The following is a 25,217-nucleotide window of genomic DNA, read 5'->3' on the forward strand; positions in this document are numbered from 1 at the left end:
GAACTTTTCAGGAAATTTCCTGTTCTATCACGCTCCCAAGCCCGTGATAGCATCCGCGCCTATGAAGTTTCCAGGAAGATTTACCAGTGGCGTGCTCATGCTGTTAACCAGCTGCGCGGCGCTGGCGCAAAGTGAATTGGACGTGCGGATCAAACCGTCCAACGACGAACTCAAGGCCAATATAGAAGGCTATATCGGCAGCCTCGGCGATCGTGATGAAGAAGCCTTGCTGCGCTTCAGTCGCGGGGCCGAGGAGCAGGCGCGCAAAGCTGCGCAGGCCTTGGGTTATTACCAGCCGCAGATCGACAGTGACGTGAAGGGCGGCGAAAAACCGCGCCTGGTGCTGAACATCGATCCCGGCGAACCGATTCGCCTGCGCAACGTAACCATCCGCGTCGACGGGCCTGCTGCCTCCCTCAAATCCTTTCGTGTGCCAAGCAGTGACACGCTCAAGTCCGGCGCGGTGCTCAACCATGGGCGTTATGAAGACGCCAAACGCCTGATCCAGAACCAGGCCTCGCGCTTCGGTTTTTTCAGTGGCCATTTCACCAGCCAGAAGCTCCTGGTCGACCCGCGTGCCGGGGTGGCCGATGTTGAATTGATTTACGAAAGCGGCCCGCGTTATGCGCTGGGCAAAGTCAGTTTCGAGGGCGATACGCCGTTCGACGAAGACCTGCTGCAACGCATGGTGCCGTTCAAGGCTGGCGATCCGTATGACTCCGAGCTGATCGCCGAACTCAACCGCGACCTGCAATCGAGCGGCTATTTCGAAGGTGTGCGCGTCGATGCGGCGCCGACGGCGGCGAAAAACGACGTAATCCCGGTCGACGTCAAACTCGACACCCGCAAGCCACGCACCATGGGCCTGGGCCTCGGTTATTCGACCGACGTCGGCCCACGGATCAAGGCCAACTGGACGCGCCACTGGGTCAACCCGCAGGGCGACAGTTACGGCTGGGAGGCCGAGTTGTCGGCGCCACGGCAGAACGTCGGGTTGTTCTACGATATCCCGCTCGACCCGCCGCTGACCGACAAGCTGCGTTGGGCCGGTGGTTATCAATTTGAAAACATCGACGGCTCGGACACCCTGAGCAAGCTGCTGACCTTCGGCCCGGAATGGCACAGCAAGTTGCCCAGCGGCTGGCAGCGGGTGATCTCGCTGAAATGGCAGCGCGAAGAATATGAACTCGGCGACGACTCCGGCCTCAGTACGTTGCTGATGCCCGGCATCAGTTACTCGTACCTGAAAAGCGACAACCGCATCGACCCGCACAACGGCTATCGCCTGAGCTTCGAAAGCAAAGTGGCCAAGGAAGGCCTCGGTTCGGACAACAACCTCTTATATGGCACGGCGTTGATCAAAGGCCTGACCACGGTGTTCGACAAACACCGCTTCCTCGGTCGGGTGCAGGTCGGCGGTAGCGCCACCAACGGTTACAACTCGGTGCCGCCGTCGCTGCGTTTCTTCGCCGGTGGCGATCAGAGCGTGCGCGGTTACGACTATCAGAGTCTGTCTCCGGAAAACTCCGATGGCGACCGCATCGGTGGACGCTACATGGTCGCCGGCAGCGTCGAGTACCAGTATTCGATTGCCGAGAAATGGCGGGTCGCGACCTTCGTCGACCAGGGCAACTCCTTCAACAAACTCGAACTGCCGAACCTCAAGACCGGGGTCGGTATCGGTGTGCGCTGGGTCTCGCCGGTGGGGCCGATCCGCCTCGACCTGGCCCACGCGCTGGACGACGACGGCGGCATCCGGCTGCACTTTTCCATGGGGCCTGAGCTGTGAAGCGTGGTTTGAAAATAGCGGCACTGGCGCTGTTGGCGCTGGTGCTGTTGGTTGTAATGAGCATCAGCGCGGTACTCGGGACGCAGGCCGGCAGCCGTTGGGCGCTGAGCCTGGTGCCGGGTTTGAGCGTGGAGAATTTCCAGGGCCGTCTCGGTGGCCAATGGAGCGCCGATCATCTGCTGTGGCAGCAGGACAGCAGCCGGGTCGAACTGAACCAGGCGATTTTTGCCTGGTCGCCGCTGTGCCTGACCCGCATGACCCTGTGCATCGAACAGCTCAAGGCTGATCAGGTGATCCTGCAATTCCCGCCGAGTGCGGAAACCACCGACAGCGGTCCGATCAAACTGCCGGATCTGCAACTGCCGCTGGCCATCGAGCTCGGTGACGTGCAGGTCGGCAGCCTGCTGTTCAACGGCAGCGAGCAACTCAAGGGCTTGCAGCTGGCGGCGCACTGGACTGCCCAAGGGCTGCAAATTGACAGCGTGAAGTTGCAGCGCGACGACCTCAGTCTGAACCTCTCCGGCCTGCTGCAACCGACCGGCAACTGGCCGCTGAATATCGCTGGTGACCTGACCTTGCCATCGCCGGGCAACGGCCCCTGGACACTGGCGCTGAAGGTTGACGGCGATCTGCTGAAAACCCTCAACCTGCACGCCGACAGCCACGGTTACCTCGACGGCCAGTTGAGCGGCGAACTGCAGCCGCTGGCAGAAAACCTGCCGGCCAAGGTGCGCATCACTAGCGAGGCGTTCAAACCGAGCGCCGATTTGCCGGACACGCTGCAACTCAATCAACTGGTATTGACCGCCGACGGTGACCTGCAAAACGGTTATCAGCTCAACGGCAACGCCACGCTGCCCGCCGATAAAGGCCCGGTGGCGCTGCTGCTCAAAGGCAAGGTCGATGCCAGCGGTGCGCAGATCGCCGGCCTCGACCTGAGTGCCAATGACAAGCAAAGCCTGAAACTCACCGGCAGCGTTGACTGGAGCAAGGGCCTCACGGCTCAGGCCAATATCAACTGGCAGGATTTTCCGTGGCATCGGCTGTATAACGAGATCGACGAGCCGCAGGTCGCCTTGCGCACCTTCACTGGCGAAGTCTCCTACACCGACGGTCAGTACCTCGGTAACTTCGCCGCCGACCTCGATGGCCCGGCGGGGGAGTTCAGCCTGAGCAGCCCGTTCAGCGGCAGCCTGAAACAGATCGCCTTGCCGCAATTGAAAATGGAAGCCGGGCAGGGCAAGGCCGAAGGTCATGTGAACGTGCAGTTTGCCGATGGCATCGCCTGGGACACGGCGCTGGATCTGTCGGCACTCAACCCGGCGTACTGGGTTGCGGAGCTGCCGGGCACCTTGGCCGGGCCACTGAAAAGCAAAGGCGAAATGAAGAACGAGCGCTTGAGCCTGACCGCCGACCTCGATCTGAAAGGCAAATTGCGCGGCCAACCGGCAATCCTCCAGGCCAAGGCTGACGGTGCTGGCGAGCAGTGGAACCTCAACGCCCTGCAAATCCGCCTCGGCGACAACAGCATCACCGGCAAGGGTAGCCTGCAACAGAAACTCACCGGCCAGATCGACATCAAACTGATGCGTCTGGCCCAGCTCTGGCCGCAGTTGCGCGGGCAGGTCATGGGGCAGGTCAACGTTGCCGGTACGCTGAAAGCTCCGCAAGGCAAACTCGGCCTGCAAGGTTCGCAACTGGCGTTCCAGGACAATCGCCTGCAAAGCCTCAACCTCGACGCCACGCTCGACAGTGCGCAACGGGCGAAGATCGATCTCAAGGGCAGCGGCATTCAGGCCGGCGACACCAATCTGGGCGTGTTGACCGCCAGCGCGCAGGGCGACATCAAGAACCAGAAACTCAACCTCGACCTGCTCGGGCCGAAGCTGAAACTGGCCCTCGGTCTGGACGGCAATCTGGACAAGGGCAACTGGCGCGGCCGTCTGGCCAGCGGCGATATTCAGGCCGGCGGCCAAAACTGGAAACTGCAGAGCCCGGCCAAACTCGAACGCCTCGCCGACGGCAAGATCAACTTCGGCGCGCATTGCTGGATGTCCGGTAATGCCAGCCTGTGCGGTGAAGATCAGCGACTTCTGCCGGAGCCGAAACTGCGCTATCACCTCAAGCAGTTCCCGATCGAAAGCCTGGCGCAATGGTTGCCGAAAGACTTTGCCTGGCAGGGCAAGCTCAACGCCGACCTGCAACTGGACCTGCCAGCCAGTGGCCCCAACGGTGTGGTCAGCGTCGACGCCAGTGGCGGCACCTTGCGCATGAAGGAAAAGGATCAGTGGCTGGATTTCCCGTACCAGACCCTGAAGCTCACCAGCAAACTCACACCGAAGCGCGTCGATACCGAACTGAGTTTCGTCGGCGGCAAGCTCGGCGAATTGATGGTGCAGGCACAGCTCAATCCGCTGCCGAAAAACAAACCGCTGAGCGGCTCGTTCCGTCTCTCCGGACTGGACCTGTCGGTGGCGCGGCCGTTTGTGCCGATGGTCGAGAAACTCACCGGGCGCTTGAACGGCAGTGGCACGATTTCCGGCGGACTGCTGGCGCCGCTGGTCAACGGCACGGTGCAACTCAGCGACGGCGAAGTGTCTGGCGCCGAGTTGCCGATGGAGTTGCAGAATCTGCAACTCACCGCTGTGATTGCCGGCGAATCGGTGCGCCTCGACGGTGGCTGGAACAGCGGCAAGAGCGGGCAGGGCAGCCTGAACGGTAACGTCGCCTGGGGCCAGGCGCTGGTGGTTGATCTGGCGTTGAAAGGCACGCAATTGCCGGTCACCGTCGAGCCCTACGCCAAGCTGGAAGTGGCGCCGGACCTGAAAATTTCCATGGCCGGCGATGAGCTGAAGATTGCCGGCAAGGTACAGGTGCCGCGAGGCGAAATCACCGTGCGTGAACTGCCGCCATCGACGGTGAAAGTGTCCGACGACACGATCATCGTTGGCGCGCAGACCGAAGAGGGCAAACCACCGCTGGCGATGAAAATGGACATCGACGTGGTGGTCGGCGAAGACAAACTGAGCTTCGCCGGTTTCGGCCTGACCGCCAACCTGCAAGGTCACGTGCACATCGGCGACAACATGGACACCCGTGGCGAGCTGTGGCTCAACGACGGCCGTTACCGCGCCTACGGCCAGCGCCTGAACGTGCGTCGTGCGCGCCTGTTGTTTGCCGGCCCGATCGATCAGCCGTATCTGGACATCGAAGCGATCCGCCAGACCGACGACGTGATCGCCGGTATCCGCCTGAGCGGCAGCGCCGAGCAACCGACCACGCAAATCTTCTCCGAACCGGCGATGAGTCAGGAACAGGCCTTGTCCTACCTGGTACTGGGGCGTCCGCTGAGCACCAACGGCGAAGACAACAACATGCTCGCGCAAGCGGCGTTGGGCCTGGGTCTGATGGGCAGCTCCGGGGTCACCAGCGGTCTGGCCAAAGACCTGGGGATTCAGGACTTCCAGCTCGACACCCAGGGCAGTGGCAACACCACCAGCGTGGTTGCTAGCGGCAATATCTCCGAGAAGCTCAGTCTGCGTTATGGCGTCGGCGTGTTCGAACCGGCCAGTACCATCGCCCTGCGCTACAAGCTGAGCAAGAAGGTTTATGTCGAAGCCGCCAGTGGCGTCGCCAGTTCGCTGGATATCTTCTACAAGCGCGATTTCTGAGGACGTGGCCAATAGCCGGGTCGTGACGCTGCGATCCGGTTTTTCCAGGATGTATTAGACTCACCGAACCCTCAAAACCTTGCCGGTTGCGCCTATGGTTCGCTTGAGTATGGTCTTGCTCGGTAATGACTTTGTCCGCAAACGCTGGACCGCGCTGGCGCTGACCGGCATTGTCTGGGGCGCGGCCGGGGTGGCGATCTTCATCGATGCGCTGGATGGCGTTTTGTATTTCCCGCTGCATCTCTTCGGCTATCTGTTGTTGCTCGAAGCGCTGATCCTGCTGCTGGTGCCGGCCCCGCAAACTGGAACGGCTGCTGCACTGCGTAAAGCGCGAGGTCTGGCGTTTCTCTTGCTGGGGCTGCTGATCGTTGACCGGCAACATGCTGCCGGGCTGATCTTGGCGGTGCTGTTTGGCGGGGCTTTCATCGTTGATGGGGTCTTCAGGCTGGCGGCTGCGGTGGTGGTGCGCTTTGTCGGCTGGCAAGTGTCGCTGCTGGCCGGATTGTTCGAAATCGGCTTTGGCCTGTTTATCCTTGAACCGTATCCGACGTTGTACAAGGGCACGGTGCCGTTCTGCATCGGCATGAGCCTGTTTCTCTCGGGCTGTGCGTTGTTGCGCCAAGCCGTGCGCTTCAGGCACCTGCCGCCGCTGACAAGCCCTGTTGCGCTTAGTGCGCCGGCCGGCAGCGACGCATTGGTCATTCATGTCTGGACCCCCAGCGGCACCGTCGATGACACTCTGGTGCGCAACCGTCTGCTCAACCGCTATATCGCCGCAGTCGACATCAACGGCGTGATCTCGGCTGGCCACGCGGCACTGGAATGTGGCCCGGACATTTACATCAGCCATTACCCGCTGGACGACATCGATCGTTCGGCGGGGGATTTCGTGCGCTTGCTGCGGGCGACGCCGAACAACGATGTCGCCGGGCGGTTTCTGCCTGACTATGCGGGGGAGGTGGCGGACTGGTGCCCGTCTTCGGTTCAGGTCAGTTTTGCTCACTACGACGCCCGGCGACTGCAGGCGTTCTGGGCTGAGTATCGACAGAACAGCACGTACAACCTCACCAGCCGCAACTGCTCGAGTGCCGTCGCCCACAGCCTCGAAGCAGCCCTTGAAGGGGCGATGAATCGCGGGCATTCGAGCATGCTCGACTTTGCCCGAGTGATCTTCAGCCCCGAGTTCTGGGTGGCGGCGCAGGTGCGTAAACGCGCCGAAGTGATGGCCTGGACGCCCGGTCTGGTGCTCGATTACGCACGGGCGCTGCATGCCGCCATCGAGCCGGCACCGCCGGGCTGGCACAGCATGTATGCGGTGATCAAACGCGCTTGCGGTTATGCAGTGACTGCTTTGCGCGGGCGTGAAGTGCATCCCCTGCAGCCGCCGGCGGCTGCCCGTCCTTCCGATGAAGTCTGATCGGCTCTAAACCGAGTTGCTGCCATCGCGAGCAGGCTCACTCCTACATCGGATTGCTGATCGACGCGAAGTCTGTGTTCGCAGGAGATCCCTTGTAGGAGTGAGCCTGCTCGCGATGGCCTTCTTCTATGCGCCACAAAAACCCAGTCCACTGGTCAACTAATTACAAAGCAACCTAACTATTACGTTGACATTCGCTGCCTAGGCAGTAACATCTCGACATACATTCACTGCCTAGGCAGTTATTAGGTGAGCACATGAAGCATTTCACCCCGGACGAATTCAAACATTGCCACCTCGGCCTGTTGCTCGGCCGTGCCGCGCTGCTAAAAGACCGGATCATCGACACCCACATGGAACCCCACGGCATCACCGCCGCGCAGTTCAAGGTGTTGATCATCATGGCCCAGTTTGGCGTCGACACCCCGGCCGAGCTGTGCCGGCATCTGTCGCTGGACAGCGGTTCGATGACACGCATGCTCGATCGTCTGGAGCAGAAAGGTTTCCTGGCTCGCCAACGCAGCGAAGGCGATCGCCGTCAGGTGCAACTCAAGCTCACCGAGCAGGGGCAGCAACTGGCCGATCGCCTGCCATACATCGGTGCCGATGCGATGAATGAACTGGCCGGCGCCATCTCCCGCGAAGAGCTGAAAACCCTGGAATACATCCTCAAGAAAATCCTGCTGGCAGCCGGTGACCCGATCACTATCCAGCGGTTAGGTGAACACAATGAGCGGTAAAACCTTGCGCAGCAGCCTGACCCTGGTGCTGTCGGCGATGATCCTCGCCGGCTGCGCCAACTACAGCGGCCTCGACACTCAAGGCAAAAGCCTGGATGCGAAAAGCCTCAACGCCAGCCAGTCCCTCAACGGCGTGACCCTGTCGCCGGCCGCATGGCCGAAGAGCGACTGGTGGACCAGCCTTGGCGATCCGCAACTCGACGGTCTGATCCGCGAAGCGTTGCACGACAGCCCGGACATGCAGATCGCCGAAGCCCGCGCGCATCAGGCCAGCGCCGCCGCGTATGCCGCCGATGCCGAACGCTATCCGACCCTCGACGCCAGCGCCGGCATCAGCCGTTCGCGGCTGGCCAAGGATCAGGACCCGCGAGGGCAGGGCGATGCTTACGCCACCGTGCGAAACGTCAGCGCCGGTTTCAATTACAACTTCGACTTGTGGGGCGGCCAGCGTGATGCGTGGGAAGCTGCACTCGGTCAGGCTCGCGCTGCCGAAGTCGATCGTCAGGCAGCGCAATTGACTCTGGCTGCCGATGTGGCCCGCGCCTACAGCGATCTGGGGCAGGCGCACATCGTTTATGACCTGGCCAACGAAGACCTCAAGCGCACCAGGCAGATGCTCGAGTTGAGTGAGCGCCGCCTGGGTGCCGGGATCGACAGCCAGTACCAGTTTCAGCAAACCCAGAGTCTGGAAGCCAGTTCCGAAGCCAGCCTGATCGACGCGGAAAAACGCTTGAACAGCGCGAAAATCGCTTTGGCCGTGCTGCTCGGCAAAGGCCCGGATCGCGGCAATGAAGTTGGTCGGCCGAAAGTCCTGCAAGCCAGCGCCGTGGCGGTGCCCTCGGTATTGCCGGCGGAACTGCTCGGTCGGCGTCCGGATCTGGTCGCTGCGCGCTGGCGTGTAGAGGCGGCGAGCAAGGACATCGACTCGGCGAAAACCCGCTTCTATCCGAACTTGAACCTCACGGCCTCGGCCGGTGCGGAATCCTTGTTGGGTGACGCGATGTTCGGTTCGGCCAGTCGTTTCTTCAACATCGCCCCGACCATTTCGGTACCGATCTTCGACGGCGGGCGTCTGCGCGCCAACCTCGATGCGCGCGACGCCGATTACGATCTGGCGGTGGCGCAGTACAACAAAAGCCTGGTGAAAGCACTGGGCGATGTCAGCGACACGATCAACCAGTTGCGTGACATCGGCCGGCAGATCGGTGCGCAGCAGCACGCCACCGAGATTGCCCAGGATTCTTACAACACCGTCGTCCAGCGTTACGGTTCCGGCATCGGCAACTACCTGGACGTGCTCAGCATCGAGCAGCAATTGCTACAGGCCCAGCGTCAGTTGGCCAACCTCAATGCCGAGCAGATCGACCTGTCGATTCAACTGATGCAAGCGCTGGGCGGCGGCTTCCAGGGTGAAACCCTGACCGCAGCCAACGCCACCCCAGCCACGTCGCACAACTAATTCAGGTATTTGTCATGGCCACTGCCGAAAACACTCAAGCTCAAGCCAACACCCCCGACACCGGCAATCCGCGCAAGCGCAAAGTCATGCTGTTGGTCTTGGCCGTTATCGTGCTCCTCGCCTGTGCTGGCGTGTGGGCGTATCACGAATTCATCGGGCGCTTCAACGAGAGCACCGACGACGCCTACGTCAACGGCAACGTCGTTGAGATCACGCCGCTGGTGACCGGCACTGTGGTCAGCATCGGCGCCGACGATGGCGATCTGGTTCACGAAGGTCAGGTGCTGATCAACTTTGACCCGAACGACGCCGAAGTCGGCCTGCAAAGTGCTCAGGCAAAACTGGCGCGTACCGTGCGTCAGGTGCGCGGGCTGTACAGCAACGTCGATGGCATGAAAGCCCAGGTCAACGCGCAACAGGCTGAGGTGCAGAAGGCTCAGGACAACTACAACCGCCGGAAAAACCTCGCTGCTGGCGGGGCGATTTCCCAGGAAGAACTGTCCCACGCCCGCGACGACCTGACCTCGGCGCAAAACGCCCTGGCCAACGCCAAGCAGCAACTGAAAACCACCAGCGCGCTGGTCGATGACACCGTGGTTTCGTCGCACCCGGACGTGATGTCCGCCGCAGCGGATCTGCGTCAGGCGTACCTGACCAACGCCCGCAGCACGCTGATCGCGCCGGTCACCGGTTATGTCGCCAAACGCACCGTGCAACTCGGTCAGCGCGTACAGCCGGGCACCGCGCTGATGGCGGTGATTCCGCTGGATCAACTGTGGATTGACGCCAACTTCAAGGAAACCCAACTGCGTGACATGCGCATCGGCCAGCCGGTGGACATCGAGTCCGACATCTACGGCAGCGACGTGAAATACAGCGGCACCGTCGACAGCCTCGGCGCCGGTACCGGTAGCGCGTTTGCTCTGCTGCCGGCGCAGAACGCCACCGGTAACTGGATCAAGATCGTGCAGCGTGTGCCGGTGCGGATTCACATCAATGCCGAAGAGCTGGCCAAGCACCCGCTGCGTGTCGGCCTGTCGACCAACGTTGAAGTGAACCTGCACGACCAGAGCGGCCCGGTGCTGGCTCAGCAACCGCCGCAAAAGGCCTCGTTCAGCACCAACGTCTATGACCGCCAACTGGCTGAAGCCGACGCGATGATTGCGCAGCTGATCCACGACAACAGCGCAGCGGTGAGCAAAACCGCGCAACGCTGACCTGCACTGACCTTGTAGGAGTGAGCCTGCTCGCGATAGCGGTGTATCAGTCGAGAAAATTGGGTCTGACCCATCGCTATCGCGAGCAGGCTCACTCCTACAGGGCTGCAGCGACCATCAGGTTTCATAGGATTCACAATGAGCAATAACGCCTCTTTCACGCCGCCCAGCCTGTTGCTCAGCACCATCGGCCTGTCGCTGGCGACGTTCATGCAAGTGCTCGACACCACCATCGCCAACGTGGCGCTGCCGACCATTTCCGGCAACCTCGGGGTGAGTTCGGAGCAGGGCACCTGGGTGATCACCTCGTTTGCCGTGAGTAACGCCATCGCGCTGCCGCTGACCGGTTGGCTCAGTCGGCGTTTCGGCGAGGTGAAGCTGTTTCTCTGGGCCACCATCCTGTTTGTGCTGGCCTCGTTTCTCTGCGGTATCTCCACCTCGATGCCGGAACTGATCGGCTTCCGTGTGCTGCAAGGCCTGGTGGCCGGGCCGCTGTACCCGATGACGCAGACGCTGTTGATTGCGGTCTATCCCCCCGCGAGGCGCGGCATGGCCCTGGCGTTGCTGGCGATGGTCACGGTGGTCGCGCCAATTGCAGGTCCCATTCTTGGTGGCTGGATCACTGACAGCTACAGCTGGCCGTGGATCTTCTTCATCAACGTACCGATCGGCATCTTTGCGGTGATGGTGGTGCGCTCGCAACTGGCCAAGCGCCCGGTGGAGACCAGTCGCCAGCCGATGGACTACGTCGGTCTGATCACGCTGATCATTGGCGTCGGCGCGTTGCAGGTGATCCTCGACAAGGGCAATGACCTGGACTGGTTCGAGTCGAACTTCATCATCATCGGTGCGGCGATTTCGGTGATCGCCCTGGCAGTGTTCGTCATCTGGGAAATGACCGATCAGCATCCGGTGGTGAATTTGCGCCTGTTCGCTTACCGCAACTTCCGTATCGGCACGCTGGTGCTGGTGTTGGGTTACGCCGGGTTCTTCGGTATCAACCTGATCCTGCCGCAGTGGCTGCAAACCCAGATGGGCTACACCGCGACCTGGGCCGGTCTGGCCGTGGCGCCGATCGGCATTCTGCCGGTGCTGCTGTCGCCGTTTGTCGGCAAGTACGCGAACAAGTTCGACCTGCGCCTGCTGGCTGGGCTGGCGTTCCTCGCGATTGGCCTGAGCTGCTTCATGCGCGCCGAGTTCACCAACGAGGTCGACTTCCAGCACATCGCCCTGGTGCAACTGTTCATGGGGATTGGCGTGGCGCTGTTCTTCATGCCGACCCTGAGCATCCTCATGTCCGACCTGCCACCGAGCCAGATCGCCGACGGCGCAGGCCTGGCGACCTTCCTGCGCACCTTGGGCGGCAGCTTTGCCGCATCGCTGACCACGTGGATCTGGATCCGCCGCGCCGATCAGCATCATGCATACATGAGCGAAAGCATCAGCACCTATGAGCCGGCGACCCGCGAGACCTTGAATCATTTAGGCGGCGCGAGCCAATCGGCGTACGCGCAGATGGATCAGATCCTCACCAGCCAGGCGTACATGCTCTCCACTGTGGATTACTTCACGTTGTTGGGCTGGGGCTTTATGGGGCTGATTCTGATTGTGTGGCTGGCGAAGCCGCCGTTTGCGGCGAAGGCCGGCCCGGCCGCCAGCGGTCACTAAGCAAAACGCGGTCAAACTGTAGGAGTGAGCCTGCTCGCGATATCGGTATCACATTCAACATCTTCGTTGACTGGTACACCGCTATCGCGAGCAGGCTCACTCCTACAGTAGTTTGTGTTTGGCTGTTAGATTGCGGGAGCGGGCAGGGCTGGCGGCGGGGCAAAGTCGAACGGCGCCAGGGCAAACCCGTTCTCATCCACCTGCAACGCCCAACCCTGACGATCCCAGTCCCCCAGCACAATCCGCTTCGCTGCCTGCTCGCCGAGTTGCAGCTTGTGGATCGCCGGACGATGGGTATGCCCGTGAATCAGGGTTTTCACCGCGTATTGCTGCATGATCCGCGGAATTTCCTCAGGCGTGACATCAACAATGTCATTAGCCTTCATCCGCGTCTGCGCGCGACTTTCGCTGCGCAGCTTGCGCGCCAGTTTGTGGCGAGTGCTCAGCGGCAGGTGGCGCAGGATAAACAGCGTGATCGGGTTGCGCAGGTAGCGCCGCAGCTTCATGTAGCCAACGTCGCGGGTGCACAGGCTGTCGCCGTGCATCAGCAGCACTGGCTCGCCGTAGAACTGCACGACACTCGGGTCCTTCAACAGCGTGCAGCCGGCTTCTTTGCAGAAGGCCTTGCCGAGCAGGAAGTCGCGATTGCCGTGCATCAGAAAGATCGCCGTGCCGCTGTCGCTCAATTGGCGCAGGGCCTGGCAGATGAAACGCTGGAAGGGCGTCATGGCGTCGTCGCCAATCCACGCCTCGAAAAAATCGCCGAGAATGTACAACGCACTCGCCGAGCGGGCGCGTCCGGCGAGCAAATCCAGAAACGCCCGGGTAATGTCCGGGCGCTCCTCTTCCAGATGCAAATCTGAAATCAGCAATATCACGCTTCGATGATCTCGGCTTTCTCGATGATCACGTCGTCTTTCGGCACGTCCTGGTGACCGGCCTTGGAAGTGGTGGCAACGCCTTCGATCTTGTCGACCACGTCGGTACCGGCAACCACTTTACCGAACACGGCATAACCCCAGCCCTGAGCGGTCTTGGCGGTGTGGTTGAGGAAGCTGTTGTTGGTGGCGTTGATGAAGAACTGCGCCGAGGCCGAATGCGGGTCCATGGTGCGGGCCATGGCAACGGTGTACTTCTCGTTCTTCAGGCCGTTGTCAGCTTCGTTCTGAATGCTTGGGCTCTTGTCTTTCTTTTCCTGCATGCCAGGCTCGAAACCGCCGCCCTGGATCATGAAGCCCTTGATCACACGGTGGAACACCACGTTCTCGTAGTGACCTTTCTTAACGTATTCGATGAAGTTGGCAGTGGTGATCGGCGCTTTTTCCGCGTCCAGTTCGATGACGATGTCGCCGTAGTTGGTGGTCAGTTTGACTTGAGTCATGATCGCTACTCTTTATAAGGAATTCGTGGTTTTCGGACACTGAGTACCGAAACCGGTTCAGCCTGCATCGGCCAAGGTGCGCAGTTTAGCGTGACAGGCGCGAATTTCGAGGCTGTTTTTCAAATCCCGGCGATTAAATGCGCTCCTTTATAGGCCACGCTCTGTCAGCCCCTTGACAGCATCGGCTATGATAGCGGCTTTGTTTTGTCTGGCCCCCTTTGCGGCCGCGCACATGTAAGTCAAGGATCCTATGAGCAAGCCCACTGTCGACCCTACCTCGAATGCCAAGTCCGGCCCTGCCGTGCCGGTCAATTTCCTGCGGCCGATCATCCAGGCAGACCTGGACTCGGGCAAGCACACCCAGATCGTCACCCGTTTTCCGCCTGAGCCCAACGGCTACCTGCACATCGGCCACGCCAAGTCGATCTGCGTGAACTTCGGCCTGGCCCAGGAGTTCGGCGGCGTCACGCACCTGCGTTTCGACGACACCAACCCGGCCAAGGAAGATCAGGAATACATCGACGCGATCGAATCCGACGTCAAATGGCTGGGCTTCGAATGGTCCGGCGAAGTGCGCTACGCCTCGCAGTATTTTGACCAGTTGCACGACTGGGCCGTCGAGCTGATCAAGGCCGGCAAGGCCTACGTCGACGACCTGACCCCTGAGCAGGCCAAGGAATACCGTGGCAGCCTGACCGAGCCGGGCAAGAACAGCCCGTTCCGCGACCGTTCGGTGGAAGAGAACCTTGACTGGTTTGCACGCATGCGCGCCGGTGAGTTCCCGGATGGCGCCCGTGTGCTGCGCGCGAAGATCGACATGGCCTCGCCGAACATGAACCTGCGCGACCCGATCATGTACCGCATCCGCCACGCCCATCACCATCAGACCGGTGACAAGTGGTGCATCTACCCGAACTACGACTTCACCCACGGTCAGTCGGACGCCATCGAAGGCATCACCCACTCGATCTGCACCCTGGAATTCGAAAGCCATCGTCCGCTGTACGAGTGGTTCCTGGACAACCTGCCGGTGCCGGCCAACCCGCGCCAGTACGAGTTCAGCCGCCTGAACCTGAACTACACCATCACCAGCAAGCGCAAGCTCAAGCAACTGGTCGATGAAAAGCACGTCAATGGCTGGGACGACCCGCGCATGTCGACGCTGTCGGGCTTCCGCCGCCGTGGCTACACGCCGGCGTCGATCCGCAATTTCTGCGACATGATCGGCACCAACCGTTCCGATGGTGTGGTCGATTTCGGCATGCTCGAGTTCAGCATCCGTCAGGACCTGGACGCGAACGCCCCGCGCGCCATGTGCGTGCTGCGTCCGTTGAAAGTCGTGATCACCAACTACCCGGAAGGTCAGGTCGAAAACCTCGAACTGCCGCGTCATCCGCAGAAAGAAGAACTGGGCGTGCGCCAGCTGCCGTTCGCCCGTGAAATCTACATCGACCGCGATGATTTCATGGAAGAACCGCCAAAGGGCTACAAGCGCCTGGAGCCGAACGGCGAAGTGCGTCTGCGCGGCAGCTACGTGATCCGTGCCGACGAAGCGATCAAGGACGCTGACGGCAGCATCGTCGAGCTGCGTTGCTCGTACGACCCGGACACCCTCGGCAAGAACCCTGAAGGCCGCAAGGTCAAAGGCGTGATCCACTGGGTGCCGGCGGCGGCCAGCATCGAGTGCGAAGTGCGTCTGTACGATCGCCTGTTCCGTTCTCCGAACCCGGAGAAGGCCGAAGACAGCGCGAGTTTCCTCGACAACATCAACCCTGACTCACTGCAAGTGCTGACCGGTTGTCGTGCTGAGCCATCGCTTGGCAACGCACAGCCGGAAGACCGTTTCCAGTTCGAGCGCGAAGGCTACTTCGTTGCCGACATCAAGGACTCGAAACCAGGTCAGCCGGTATTCAACCGTACCGTGACCCTGCGTGATTCGTGGGGCCAGTGATTTAGCGTCAAGGAAATATAAAGTGCTGACGATCTACAACACGCTCACCAAGAGCAAAGAAGTCTTCAAGCCGCTGGATGGCAACAAGGTGCGCATGTACGTGTGCGGCATGACCGTGTACGACTACTGCCACCTCGGCCACGGCCGCAGCATGGTCGCGTTCGACCTGGTGACCCGCTGGTTGCGGTTCAGCGGTTACGACCTGACCTACGTGCGCAACATCACCGACATCGACGACAAGATCATCAATCGTGCACGCGAGAACGGTGAGTCGTTCGAAGCGTTGACCGAGCGCATGATCGCCGCGATGCACGAAGACGAAGCGCGCCTGAACATCAAGAAGCCGGACATGGAACCGCGCGCCACGGATCACATTCCGGGCATGCACGCGATGATCCAGACCCTGATCGACAAGGGCTTCGCCTACGCCCCGGGCAACGGTGACGTGTATTACCGCGTCGCCAAATTCATGGGTTACGGCAAGCTGTCGCGCAAGAAGATCGAAGACTTGCGCATCGGTGCGCGCATCGAAGTCGACGAGTCGAAAGAAGACCCGCTGGATTTCGTCCTGTGGAAAGCCGCCAAGCCGGGCGAGCCGAGCTGGGAATCGCCGTGGGGCGCCGGGCGTCCGGGCTGGCACATCGAGTGCTCGGTGATGTCCACCTGCTGCCTCGGTGAGACCTTCGACATTCATGGCGGCGGCAGTGACCTCGAATTCCCGCACCATGAAAACGAAATCGCCCAGAGCGAAGCGGCCACCGGCAAGACCTACGCCAAGGCGTGGATGCATTGCGGCATGATCCGCATCAATGGCGAGAAGATGTCCAAGTCCTTGAACAACTTCTTCACCATTCGCGACGTGCTCGACAAGTACCACCCGGAAGTCGTGCGTTACCTGCTGGTGTCGAGCCACTACCGCAGCGCGATCAACTACTCGGAAGACAACCTCAAGGACGCCAAGGGCGCTCTGGAGCGTTTCTACCACGCGTTGAAAGGCCTGCCGAGCGTTGCTCCGGCTGGTGGCGAAGCCTTCGTCGAGCGTTTCACCACGGTAATGAACGACGACTTCGGCACGCCGGAAGCTTGCGCGGTGCTGTTCGAGATGGTGCGTGAGATCAACCGTCTGCGCGAGAGCGATCTCAATGCGGCGGCCGGTCTGGCGGCACGTCTGAAAGAACTGGCGAGCGTGCTGGGCGTGTTGCAGCTGGAAGCCGATGACTTCCTGCAGGCGGGCGCTGAAGGGCGTGTCGATGCGGCTGAGGTTGATGCGTTGATTGCGGCGCGTCTGGCGGCACGTGCGGGTAAGGATTGGGCTGAGTCCGACCGCATCCGCGACCAGCTGACGGCAATGGGCGTGGTGCTGGAAGACGGCAAGGGTGGGACTACCTGGCGTTTGGCTGACTGAATGCCTGATCCGCTTTAAAAACAAAACCCGCCTTGTGCGGGTTTTGTTTTTGGGGGGGCGCTGTGGTTTTTGTGGTGAAGGGACTGGCGCCTTCGCGAGCAAGCCCGCTCCCACACGGGTCATCGGTTACGCCACCAATCCTGTCGGTCGCAAATCCCCGTGGGAGCGAGCTTGCTCGCGAAGAGGCCCACAAGGCCGACGCATCATTCGGCCTGGCGCAAGCGCTTGTAGAGGGTATTGCGGCTCACCCCAAGCCTGCGTGCCAGATGCGAAATATTCCCCCCGGCCGCTTTCAACTCGCGGTTCAACGCCTCCACATCATTCAGATCCAGCCCCAGCGGCTGCACGCTCTCCACCGGCTCCATCTCCAGATCGACAAAAAAATCATCCGGCAGATGCTCCGGCCGCACCGGTTGTTCCTCGGCCATTGCCAGCGCTACCTGCATCACACTGCTGACCTGACGCAGATTGCCCGGCCACGGGTGCCGCTCGAACAGCTCCAGCACTTCGCGGCTGAGCCCGGCCCATTGCGTCGGCTCACGATGCTGTTCCCATAGTCGTTTAAACAACGCCTCCTTATCACTGCGCTCCCGCAGCGGCGGCAGTTCCAGGGTCAAACCGCCAATGCGGTAGTACAAGTCCTCACGAAACCGCCCCAGTTGCACTTGCTCGCGCAAAGAGCGGTTGGTCGCCGAGATGATCCGCAGATCCACCGGGAACAACTCGCTGCTGCCCACCGGTTGCACGCAGCGCTCCTGCAACACCCGCAGCAGCCGGGCCTGAGTCGGCAACGGCATGTCGCCGATTTCGTCGAGGAAGAGGGTGCCTTTGTCGGCTTTGCGGATCAGGCCGATGCTGCCTTTCTGGTTGGCGCCGGTGAACGCGCCTTTTTCATAGCCGAACAGTTCCGACTCCACCAGTTCGGCGGGGATCGCCGCGCAGTTGACGGCGATAAATGCCTGTTTGCTGCGCGAGCTGGCCTGATGCAAAGCTTTGACGAAGACTTCCTTGCCGACCCCGGTTTCGCCGTGGATCAGCAGCGGAATGTCTTTTTCCAGCAGGCGTTCGGCCTGGCGCACGGCTTTCTCGACGCGGCTATCACCGAAGTGCAGGGTGCTGAGGCTGATCGCTCCAGTTGGTTTGTTCGACGTTTCGGTGTTTTTCGGGTCTGCAAACAACCGGGGCTGGATCGCAGCCTGTTTCGGCCGCTTCAGCAAACACTGAAAACGGTTGCGCCCGGAGGTCTGCAGGGCGAACGGCAAGCCGTCCGGCTGATTGATCAGCTCCAGCAGCGACACGTTGAACAGGCTCTCGACACTGACCCGCGACAGGCGCACGCCGAGCAGATTGTCGGCGCGGCGATTGGCCGACAACACCTGACCGCTCTCATCGAAAATCAACAAACCGGCCCACTGGCTGTCGAGGTTGTTCAACCCGGTGTTGAAGGTCAGTTGAAAGTGCTGGCCGTGGAACAGGTTGAGGATCAGCCGGTTCTCCACGGTCTGGCTCATCATCTTGACCATGCCCAGCGTGTGCGAGGGCGGCAGATAGCTGTCGCTGGACACGTCGAGCACCGCGATCACCTTGCGCTCGGCATCGAAAATCGGCGCGGCGGAACCGGTCATGAAACGGTTGGCTTTGAGAAAGTGTTCATCGTGCTCGATGTGCACCGCTTGCTCGCAGGCCAGCGCGGTACCGATCGCGTTGGTGCCGCTGCAGCGCTCCATCCAGCTCGCCCCGGCCTGAAACCCCCGCGCCAGATTCGGCTCGATAAAGCGCTGAGTACCCCACGAGGTCAGCACCTGGCCCTGATGGTCGGCGAGCATGATCAGGCAGTTGGAGTTGCTGAGGATGTTCTCGTAGTACGGCAGCACTTCCTGATGGGTGGTCTGCACCAGCGCGTGGTGACTGTCGAGCAACTGCGCGATGCCGGCGGCGGGTAGTTGATCGAAGGCCGGGGTGCTTTGGTGGTCAAGGCCGAACGCGCGGCAACGTTGCCAGGAGGTCTGGACAATTGCGTCGTGGGACAGCGGCGGGGCAGGTGCGGCCATGGTGGTGGGCCTCTGAAGGGCATTTTATTGTTGTTATGGCGCTGCTTTCAAAACCAACACAGATCAAAACTGTGGGAGCGGGCTTGCTCGCGAAAGCGGTATATCAGACACATTTACATCGACTGACACACCGCCTTCGCGAGCAAGCCCGCTCCCACATTGGATTTTCATCGTTCACAAAATCTGGGCAAAAAGCGTTCATAGAGTGTTGTTCACTATTGTTCATTGTCAATCGCCCAACTGTTCAAATGTGTTCAGCAATGAACGCCCATTCCCCGCGTTTTCAGCCCTTTTCACGACAAATCAACCACTTGCCATTTCTGGCACGAATGTCGCTCTGCTGCACAGGTCGCTTGACTCCAATAATAAAAAGGCCGAGCCATGTCACTCACCCTGGAGCACGTCAGCCGCACCGTCGAGGGCCAGACCTGGATCGACGATGCCTGCCTGAAATTCGAACCCGGATCCTTCAACGTTCTGCTCGGCCGCACGCTGTCCGGCAAGACCAGTCTGATGCGCCTGATGGCAGGTCTGGACAAGCCTGACAGCGGCCGCATCCTGATGACCGGCGTCGACGTCACCCAGCGCCCGGTGCGCCTGCGCAACGTGTCGATGGTCTATCAGCAGTTCATCAATTACCCGACCATGACCGTGTTCGAGAACATCGCCTCGCCGCTGCGTCAGGCCGGTGTTTCCAAAGAAATCATCCATAGCAAAGTGCTGGAAACCGCGAAGATGCTGCGCATCGAGAAGTTCCTGCAGCGCTATCCGCTGGAGCTTTCCGGCGGCCAGCAGCAGCGCACCGCGATGGCCCGGGCGCTGGTCAAGGATGCCGAGCTGATCCTGTTCGACGAGCCGCTGGTCAACCTCGATTACAAGCTGCGCGAAGAGCTGCGTCAGGAAATGCGCGAGCTGTTCAAGCTGCGTCACACCATTGCGATTTACGCCACCACCGAACCGAACGAAGCGTTGGCGCTGGGCGGCACCACGACGATTCTGCACGAGGGTCGGGTGATCCAGAGCGGCCCGTCGACTTCGGTTTACCACCAGCCGCAAACCGTGCTGGCGGCGGAGCTGTTTTCCGAACCGCCGATCAACCTGATGCCCGGGCGCATCGCCGGCAACGAAGTCAGCTTCGCCAACTTCGTGCACTTCCCGCTGAACGTCGACCTGCGTCCTGTAGGCGAGGGCGAGTTTCGCTTTGGCGTGCGCCCCAGCCATATCTCGCTGGTGCCGAGCAACGATGACGATCTGGAGCTGGCGGTTACCGTCGAAGTGGCGGAGATCAGCGGCTCGGAGACCTTCCTGCACGTGCGCAACGAGCATTTCCTGCTGGTGCTGCACCTGCCGGGGGTTCACGAATACGACGTCGATGCGCCGATCCGCATCTACATCCCGACTCACAAACTGTTCGTGTTCGATGCGCAGGGCCGTCTGGTGCAGGCACCGGGCCAACGTGTCGCGAGGGTTGCCTGATGGCCGAAATCCGTTTGCAGCACCTCGCCCACAGCTACAGTAAAACTCCGAGCGGCGCGGAGGATTACGCGATCCGCGAGATGAACCACGTCTGGGAGCAGGGCGGCGCTTATGCCTTGCTCGGCCCTTCGGGTTGCGGCAAGTCGACCTTGCTCAACATCATTTCCGGCCTGCTCAGCCCCTCGCAAGGGCATGTGCTGTTCGATGGCAAAGCGGTCAACGACCTGACCCCGGAGAAGCGCAACATCGCCCAGGTGTTCCAGTTCCCGGTGGTCTACGACACCATGAGCGTGTTCGATAACCTGGCCTTCCCTCTGAGAAATCAGGGCATGGCCGAGGCGAAAGTGCTCAGCAAGGTGCAGGAAATCGCCGAAGTCCTCGACCTGCAAAACCTGCTGAGCAAGAAGGCGCGCAACCTCACCGCCGACGAAAAACAGAAAGTCTCCATGGGCCGTGGCCTGGTGCGCGACGACGTTTCCGCAATCCTGTTCGACGAGCCGCTAACGGTGATCGACCCGCACCTGAAATGGAAGCTGCGGCGCAAGCTCAAGCAGATCCACGAGCAGTTCAACATCACCATGGTCTACGTCACCCACGATCAGCTTGAAGCCTCGACCTTCGCCGACAAAATCGCGGTGATGTATGGCGGGCAGATCGTGCAATTCGGCACGCCCCGTGAGTTGTTCGAGCGGCCGAGCCATACCTTTGTCGGCTACTTCATCGGCAGCCCCGGCATGAACCTGATCGAAGTGCAGCCGCAGCCGGGTGGGGTCGGTTTCGCCTCGACGCACTTGCCGTTGTCTGACGCCTTGCAACGGCATATCGAACATGGTCAGTGGAAAAATCTGAAGGTCGGCATCCGCCCGGAGTTCATTCACGTCTGGGACGAGCCGTTTGATGACGCGATGCAGGCGCGGGTGGTCCACGTCGAAGACCTCGGCACCTACAAGATCCTCACCCTCGACCTCGATGGCGCGCCGCTGAAGGTGCGTCTGGCCGAAGACAAACCGGTGCCGCAGGGCACGGCGTACATCAGTTTTCCGGCACAGTGGCTGATGGTCTATGCCGATGAGTTTCTGCTTGAAGCCGATGAAGAGGTGCAGCCATGAACAAGGTGCAGAACAACAAGGCCTGGTGGCTGGTGTTGCCGGTGTTCCTGCTGGTGGCGTTCAGTGCGGTGATCCCGATGATGACCGTGGTCAACTACTCGGTGCAGGACATCTTCGACCAGTCCAGCCGCTACTTCGTCGGTGCCGACTGGTACAAGCAGGTGCTGCTCGACCCGCGCCTGCATGACTCGCTGCTGCGCCAGTTCATCTACTCGGCCTGCGTGCTGTTGATCGAAATCCCGTTGGGCATCGCTGTCGCCTTGACCATGCCGACCAAGGGGCGCTGGTCGTCGGTGGTGCTGATCATTCTGGCGATTCCGTTGCTGATCCCATGGAATGTGGTTGGCACCATCTGGCAGATCTTCGGCCGCGCCGACATCGGTCTGCTCGGGTCGAGCCTGAATGCGCTGGGCATCAGTTACAACTATGCGGCCAACACCATGGACGCCTGGGTGACGGTGCTGGTGATGGACGTCTGGCACTGGACTTCGCTGGTGGCGCTGCTGTGTTTCTCCGGGCTGCGGGCGATTCCCGACGTGTATTACCAGGCGGCGCGGATCGACCGCGCCTCGGCCTGGGCAGTGTTCAGGCACATCCAGTTGCCCAAGCTGAAGAGCGTGCTGCTGATCGCGGTGATGCTGCGCTTCATGGACAGCTTCATGATCTACACCGAGCCGTTCGTGCTCACTGGCGGCGGGCCAGGCAATGCCACGACTTTCTTGAGCCAGACCTTGACCCAGATGGCCGTCGGCCAATTCGATCTGGGGCCGGCCGCGGCGTTTTCGCTGGTGTACTTCCTGATCATCCTGCTGGTCTCGTGGCTGTTCTACACCGCCATGACCCATTCCGACGCCAATCGCTGAGGGCCCGGCCATGAGCAAGAGAAAGCTGATTCCGCTGCTGGTGTACATCCTGTTTCTGCTGGTGCCGATCTACTGGCTGCTGAACATGTCGTTCAAGAGCAACACTGAAATTCTCGGCGGGTTGACCCTGTTTCCGCAGGATTTCACCTGGCACAACTACAAGGTGATTTTCACCGATCCGAGCTGGTACACCGGTTATCTCAATTCGCTGTATTACGTCAGCCTGAACACGGTGATCTCGCTGAGTGTGGCGCTGCCAGCGGCGTATGCGTTTTCGCGCTATCGCTTCCTTGGCGACAAGCACCTGTTCTTCTGGCTGCTGACCAACCGCATGGCGCCGCCGGCGGTGTTCCTGCTGCCGTTCTTCCAGTTGTATTCGTCGATCGGCCTGTTCGATACGCACATCGCTGTGGCGTTGGCGCATTGTCTGTTCAACGTGCCGCTGGCAGTGTGGATTCTGGAGGGCTTCATGTCTGGCGTGCCCAAGGAAATCGACGAAACCGCTTACATCGACGGCTACAGCTTTCCCAAGTTCTTCGTGAAGATTTTCATCCCGCTGATCGGTTCCGGCATCGGCGTCACGGCGTTTTTCTGCTTCATGTTTTCCTGGGTCGAACTGCTGCTGGCGCGCACGCTGACTTCGGTGAATGCCAAGCCGATTGCGGCGGTGATGACGCGCACGGTGTCGGCCTCGGGCATCGACTGGGGCGTGCTGGCAGCGGCGGGGGTGTTGACCATCCTGCCGGGCATGCTGGTGATCTGGTTTGTTCGCAACCACGTGGCCAAGGGCTTTGCTCTGGGTCGGGTCTGAGGAACGCATGATGGAATGGATGAGCTGGACCACCCCCACGGCGGGGTTCTTTATCGCCATCGGCCTGTTGCTGGTGGGTATGACCACCTGGGAATTGCGCTCGCCGAGCATCCTGCGGCGAGGTTTTCTGCCGATTGCCACCACCCGTGGCGATCGCTTGTTCATCGGTCTTCTCGGCAGCGCCTACCTGCATCTGCTGGTAATCGGCGTCACCGACTGGAGCATCTGGGTAGCGTCCGCGCTGTCTCTGGTGTGGCTGTTGGCTGTGGTGCGCTGGGGCTAGTCGAGTCGCTCGGCAATCGTGCTCCGTAACTCAAACTGGAGGTCTCTATGTTCGACAAAAACAATAAGCTGCGACATAGCATTTCATTGGCAGCCATGCTGGCACTCAGCGGTTTGAGCGCATCTGCCTGGGCCGATGCCTACGAAGACGCCGCGAAAAAATGGATCGGCAGCGAGTTCAAACCGTCGACCCTGACGGCCGAGCAGCAGCTCGAAGAATTGAAGTGGTTCATCAAGGCCGCCGAACCGTTTCGCGGCATGGAAATCAAAGTGGTTTCCGAGACCCTGACCACCCACGAATACGAGTCGAAAGTGCTGGCCAAGGCCTTCAGCGAAATCACCGGGATCAAGCTCACCCACGACCTGCTGCAAGAAGGCGACGTGGTGGAAAAAATGCAGACGGTGATGCAGTCGGACAAGAATATTTACGACGGCTGGGTCAACGACTCGGACCTGATCGGTACGCACTTTCGCTACGGCAAAACCGAATCGATCACCGACCTGATGGCCAACGAAGGCAAGAACTTCACCTCGCCGACCCTCGACATCAAGGACTTCATCGGCATCTCGTTCACCACCGCGCCGGACGGCAAGATCTATCAATTGCCCGATCAGCAGTTCGCCAACCTGTACTGGTTCCGCGCCGACTGGTTCGAACGCGCCGATCTGAAAGCCAAGTTCAAGGAAAAGTACGGCTACGAACTCGGCGTGCCGGTGAACTGGTCGGCCTATGAAGACATCGCCAAATTCTTCAGTGAAGACGTCAAGGAAATCGACGGCAAACGCGTCTACGGCCACATGGACTACGGCAAGAAAGACCCGTCGCTGGGCTGGCGTTTCACCGATGCCTGGTTCTCCATGGCCGGTGGCGGCGACAAGGGCTTGCCCAACGGCTTGCCGGTGGACGAGTGGGGGATTCGCGTCGAGGATTGCCACCCGGTCGGTTCCAGCGTGACCCGCGGCGGCGACACCAACGGCCCGGCGGCGGTGTTCGCCACCACCAAGTATGTCGACTGGCTGAAGAAGTACGCGCCACCGGAAGCGGCGGGCATGACTTTCTCCGAGTCCGGCCCGGTGCCGTCGCAGGGCAACATCGCCCAGCAGATTTTCTGGTACACCGCGTTCACCGCCGACATGACCAAACCGGGCCTGCCGGTGGTCAACGCCGACGGCACGCCGAAATGGCGCATGGCGCCGTCGCCGCGTGGGCCGTATTGGGAGGAGGGCATGAAGCTCGGCTATCAGGACGTGGGTTCGTGGACGTTCATGAAATCCACGCCTGAGAAACAGAAGCTGGCGGCGTGGCTGTACGCGCAATTCGTCACCTCGAAAACCGTGTCGCTGAAGAAAACCATCGTCGGCCTGACGCCGATTCGCGAGTCGGACATCAACTCGCAGGCGATGACCGATCTGGCGCCGAAACTCGGTGGTCTGGTCGAGTTCTACCGCAGCCCGGCCCGCGTGCAATGGACCCCGACCGGGACCAACGTGCCGGACTATCCGCGTCTGGCGCAATTGTGGTGGAGCCACATCGCCGAAGCGGCCAGCGGCGAGAAGACTCCGCAACAGGCGCTGGACGGCCTGGCCAAGGATCAGGACGCAATCATGACCCGCCTCGAACGCTCCAAGGCGCAAGCCACTTGCGCACCGAAAATGAACCCGGAACGCGACGCGCAATACTGGTTCGATCAACCGGGCGCCCCGAAACCGAAACTGGCCAACGAGAAGCCGAAGGGCGAGACCGTGAGCTACAACGAACTGCTGAAATCGTGGGCGGATGCGCGTAAGTGATGGTTGATGTGTGAAAGGCAAACGGCACCGTAAGGTGCCGTTTTTTTGGTGCCGCTGCGATTGCTATCGCGAGCAGGCTCACTCCCACAGAGGTTTGCGGCGTACACCGCATCTGTGAACGACACAAAAACCTGTA

At 60.7% G+C, this 25,217-nt stretch carries 18 protein-coding genes; 15 read left to right on the forward strand and 3 right to left on the reverse strand.

The features are described 5' to 3' along the window. The first annotated feature begins 61 nt into the window (after positions 1-61). The 7 genes from AC1RBR_RS10420 to AC1RBR_RS10450 all read left to right on the forward strand — a co-directional run bounded on the left by AC1RBR_RS10420 (position 62) and on the right by AC1RBR_RS10450 (position 11,961). Positions 62-1,789 (forward strand): autotransporter assembly complex protein TamA, encoded by a 1,728-nt coding sequence (locus AC1RBR_RS10420; protein WP_115985587.1) that lies wholly within the window; start codon positions 62-64, stop codon positions 1,787-1,789. Then, entirely contained in the window at positions 1,786-5,460 is a 3,675-nt protein-coding gene (locus tag AC1RBR_RS10425) for a translocation/assembly module TamB domain-containing protein (protein WP_492564218.1), read from the forward strand. Before AC1RBR_RS10420 ends, AC1RBR_RS10425 begins: the two co-directional genes overlap by 4 nt. Before the next feature lie 94 nt (positions 5,461-5,554). After that, positions 5,555-6,877 (forward strand): hypothetical protein, encoded by a 1,323-nt coding sequence (locus AC1RBR_RS10430; protein ID WP_492564220.1) that lies wholly within the window; start codon positions 5,555-5,557, stop codon positions 6,875-6,877. 257 nt (positions 6,878-7,134) lie between these two features. Next, positions 7,135-7,617, forward strand: a complete 483-nt coding sequence (locus AC1RBR_RS10435) for a MarR family winged helix-turn-helix transcriptional regulator (RefSeq protein ID WP_027614634.1) — start codon at positions 7,135-7,137, stop codon at positions 7,615-7,617. Further along, a complete protein-coding gene (locus tag AC1RBR_RS10440; protein ID WP_492564221.1) occupies positions 7,607-9,076 on the forward strand; it encodes an efflux transporter outer membrane subunit in 1,470 nt (489 codons plus the stop codon). The genes AC1RBR_RS10435 and AC1RBR_RS10440 overlap by 11 nt, the downstream gene beginning before the upstream one ends. Before the next feature lie 14 nt (positions 9,077-9,090). Continuing rightward, the gene (locus AC1RBR_RS10445; protein WP_456019226.1) at positions 9,091-10,293 is read left to right on the forward strand and encodes an HlyD family secretion protein; all 1,203 of its coding nucleotides are present in this window, start codon (positions 9,091-9,093) and stop codon (positions 10,291-10,293) included. 138 nt (positions 10,294-10,431) lie between these two features. Further along, complete coding sequence (locus AC1RBR_RS10450) at positions 10,432-11,961, forward strand: DHA2 family efflux MFS transporter permease subunit (protein WP_424800303.1); 1,530 nt, start codon at positions 10,432-10,434, stop codon at positions 11,959-11,961. 125 nt (positions 11,962-12,086) lie between these two features. On the opposite strand, the gene lpxH is transcribed toward AC1RBR_RS10450, so the two are convergent. Together lpxH and AC1RBR_RS10460 are read right to left on the reverse strand one after the other, a co-directional pair. Next, entirely contained in the window at positions 12,087-12,839 is a 753-nt protein-coding gene (lpxH, locus tag AC1RBR_RS10455; RefSeq protein WP_492564224.1) for a UDP-2,3-diacylglucosamine diphosphatase, read from the reverse strand. Then, on the reverse strand, positions 12,836-13,342 hold the full coding sequence (locus AC1RBR_RS10460) for a peptidylprolyl isomerase (RefSeq protein WP_492564226.1): 507 nt from the start codon (positions 13,340-13,342) through the stop codon (positions 12,836-12,838). Before AC1RBR_RS10460 ends, lpxH begins: the two co-directional genes overlap by 4 nt. A 250-nt stretch (positions 13,343-13,592) precedes the next feature. On the opposite strand from AC1RBR_RS10460, the gene AC1RBR_RS10465 reads away from it, so the two are divergent. Together AC1RBR_RS10465 and cysS are read left to right on the forward strand one after the other, a co-directional pair. After that, entirely contained in the window at positions 13,593-15,293 is a 1,701-nt protein-coding gene (locus AC1RBR_RS10465) for a glutamine--tRNA ligase/YqeY domain fusion protein (RefSeq protein ID WP_492564227.1), read from the forward strand. 22 nt (positions 15,294-15,315) lie between these two features. Continuing rightward, positions 15,316-16,698 (forward strand): cysteine--tRNA ligase, encoded by a 1,383-nt coding sequence (gene cysS, locus AC1RBR_RS10470; RefSeq protein ID WP_492564229.1) that lies wholly within the window; start codon positions 15,316-15,318, stop codon positions 16,696-16,698. A gap of 203 nt (positions 16,699-16,901) precedes the next feature. On the opposite strand, the gene AC1RBR_RS10475 is transcribed toward cysS, so the two are convergent. Further along, positions 16,902-18,749 carry a sigma-54-dependent Fis family transcriptional regulator gene (locus tag AC1RBR_RS10475; RefSeq protein ID WP_492564231.1) on the reverse strand — a complete coding sequence of 616 codons (1,848 nt, stop codon included), beginning with the start codon at positions 18,747-18,749 and terminating at the stop codon, positions 16,902-16,904. Positions 18,750-19,130: 381 nt separating this feature from the next. Here AC1RBR_RS10475 and AC1RBR_RS10480 point away from each other — a divergent pair, with 381 nt between their 5' ends. Genes AC1RBR_RS10480 through AC1RBR_RS10505 form a run of 6 tightly spaced genes read left to right on the forward strand, consistent with a single transcriptional unit; the run spans position 19,131 to position 25,081 of the window. Continuing rightward, entirely contained in the window at positions 19,131-20,225 is a 1,095-nt protein-coding gene (locus AC1RBR_RS10480; RefSeq protein WP_492564233.1) for an ABC transporter ATP-binding protein, read from the forward strand. Then, positions 20,225-21,334, forward strand: a complete 1,110-nt coding sequence (locus AC1RBR_RS10485; protein ID WP_492564234.1) for an ABC transporter ATP-binding protein — start codon at positions 20,225-20,227, stop codon at positions 21,332-21,334. Before AC1RBR_RS10480 ends, AC1RBR_RS10485 begins: the two co-directional genes overlap by 1 nt. Next, the gene (locus AC1RBR_RS10490; RefSeq protein ID WP_007961995.1) at positions 21,331-22,197 is read left to right on the forward strand and encodes a carbohydrate ABC transporter permease; all 867 of its coding nucleotides are present in this window, start codon (positions 21,331-21,333) and stop codon (positions 22,195-22,197) included. Before AC1RBR_RS10485 ends, AC1RBR_RS10490 begins: the two co-directional genes overlap by 4 nt. Positions 22,198-22,207: 10 nt before the next feature. Continuing rightward, positions 22,208-23,008 (forward strand): carbohydrate ABC transporter permease, encoded by an 801-nt coding sequence (locus tag AC1RBR_RS10495; RefSeq protein WP_027614646.1) that lies wholly within the window; start codon positions 22,208-22,210, stop codon positions 23,006-23,008. Between the two features lie 10 nt (positions 23,009-23,018). Then, positions 23,019-23,291, forward strand: a complete 273-nt coding sequence (locus AC1RBR_RS10500) for a DUF2160 domain-containing protein (RefSeq protein ID WP_492564236.1) — start codon at positions 23,019-23,021, stop codon at positions 23,289-23,291. A gap of 47 nt (positions 23,292-23,338) precedes the next feature. Continuing rightward, on the forward strand, positions 23,339-25,081 hold the full coding sequence (locus tag AC1RBR_RS10505) for an ABC transporter substrate-binding protein (RefSeq protein WP_492564238.1): 1,743 nt from the start codon (positions 23,339-23,341) through the stop codon (positions 25,079-25,081). Positions 25,082-25,217 lie beyond the last annotated feature (136 nt).

Source organism: Pseudomonas sp. GW823-FHT01D03, assembly GCF_058798255.1.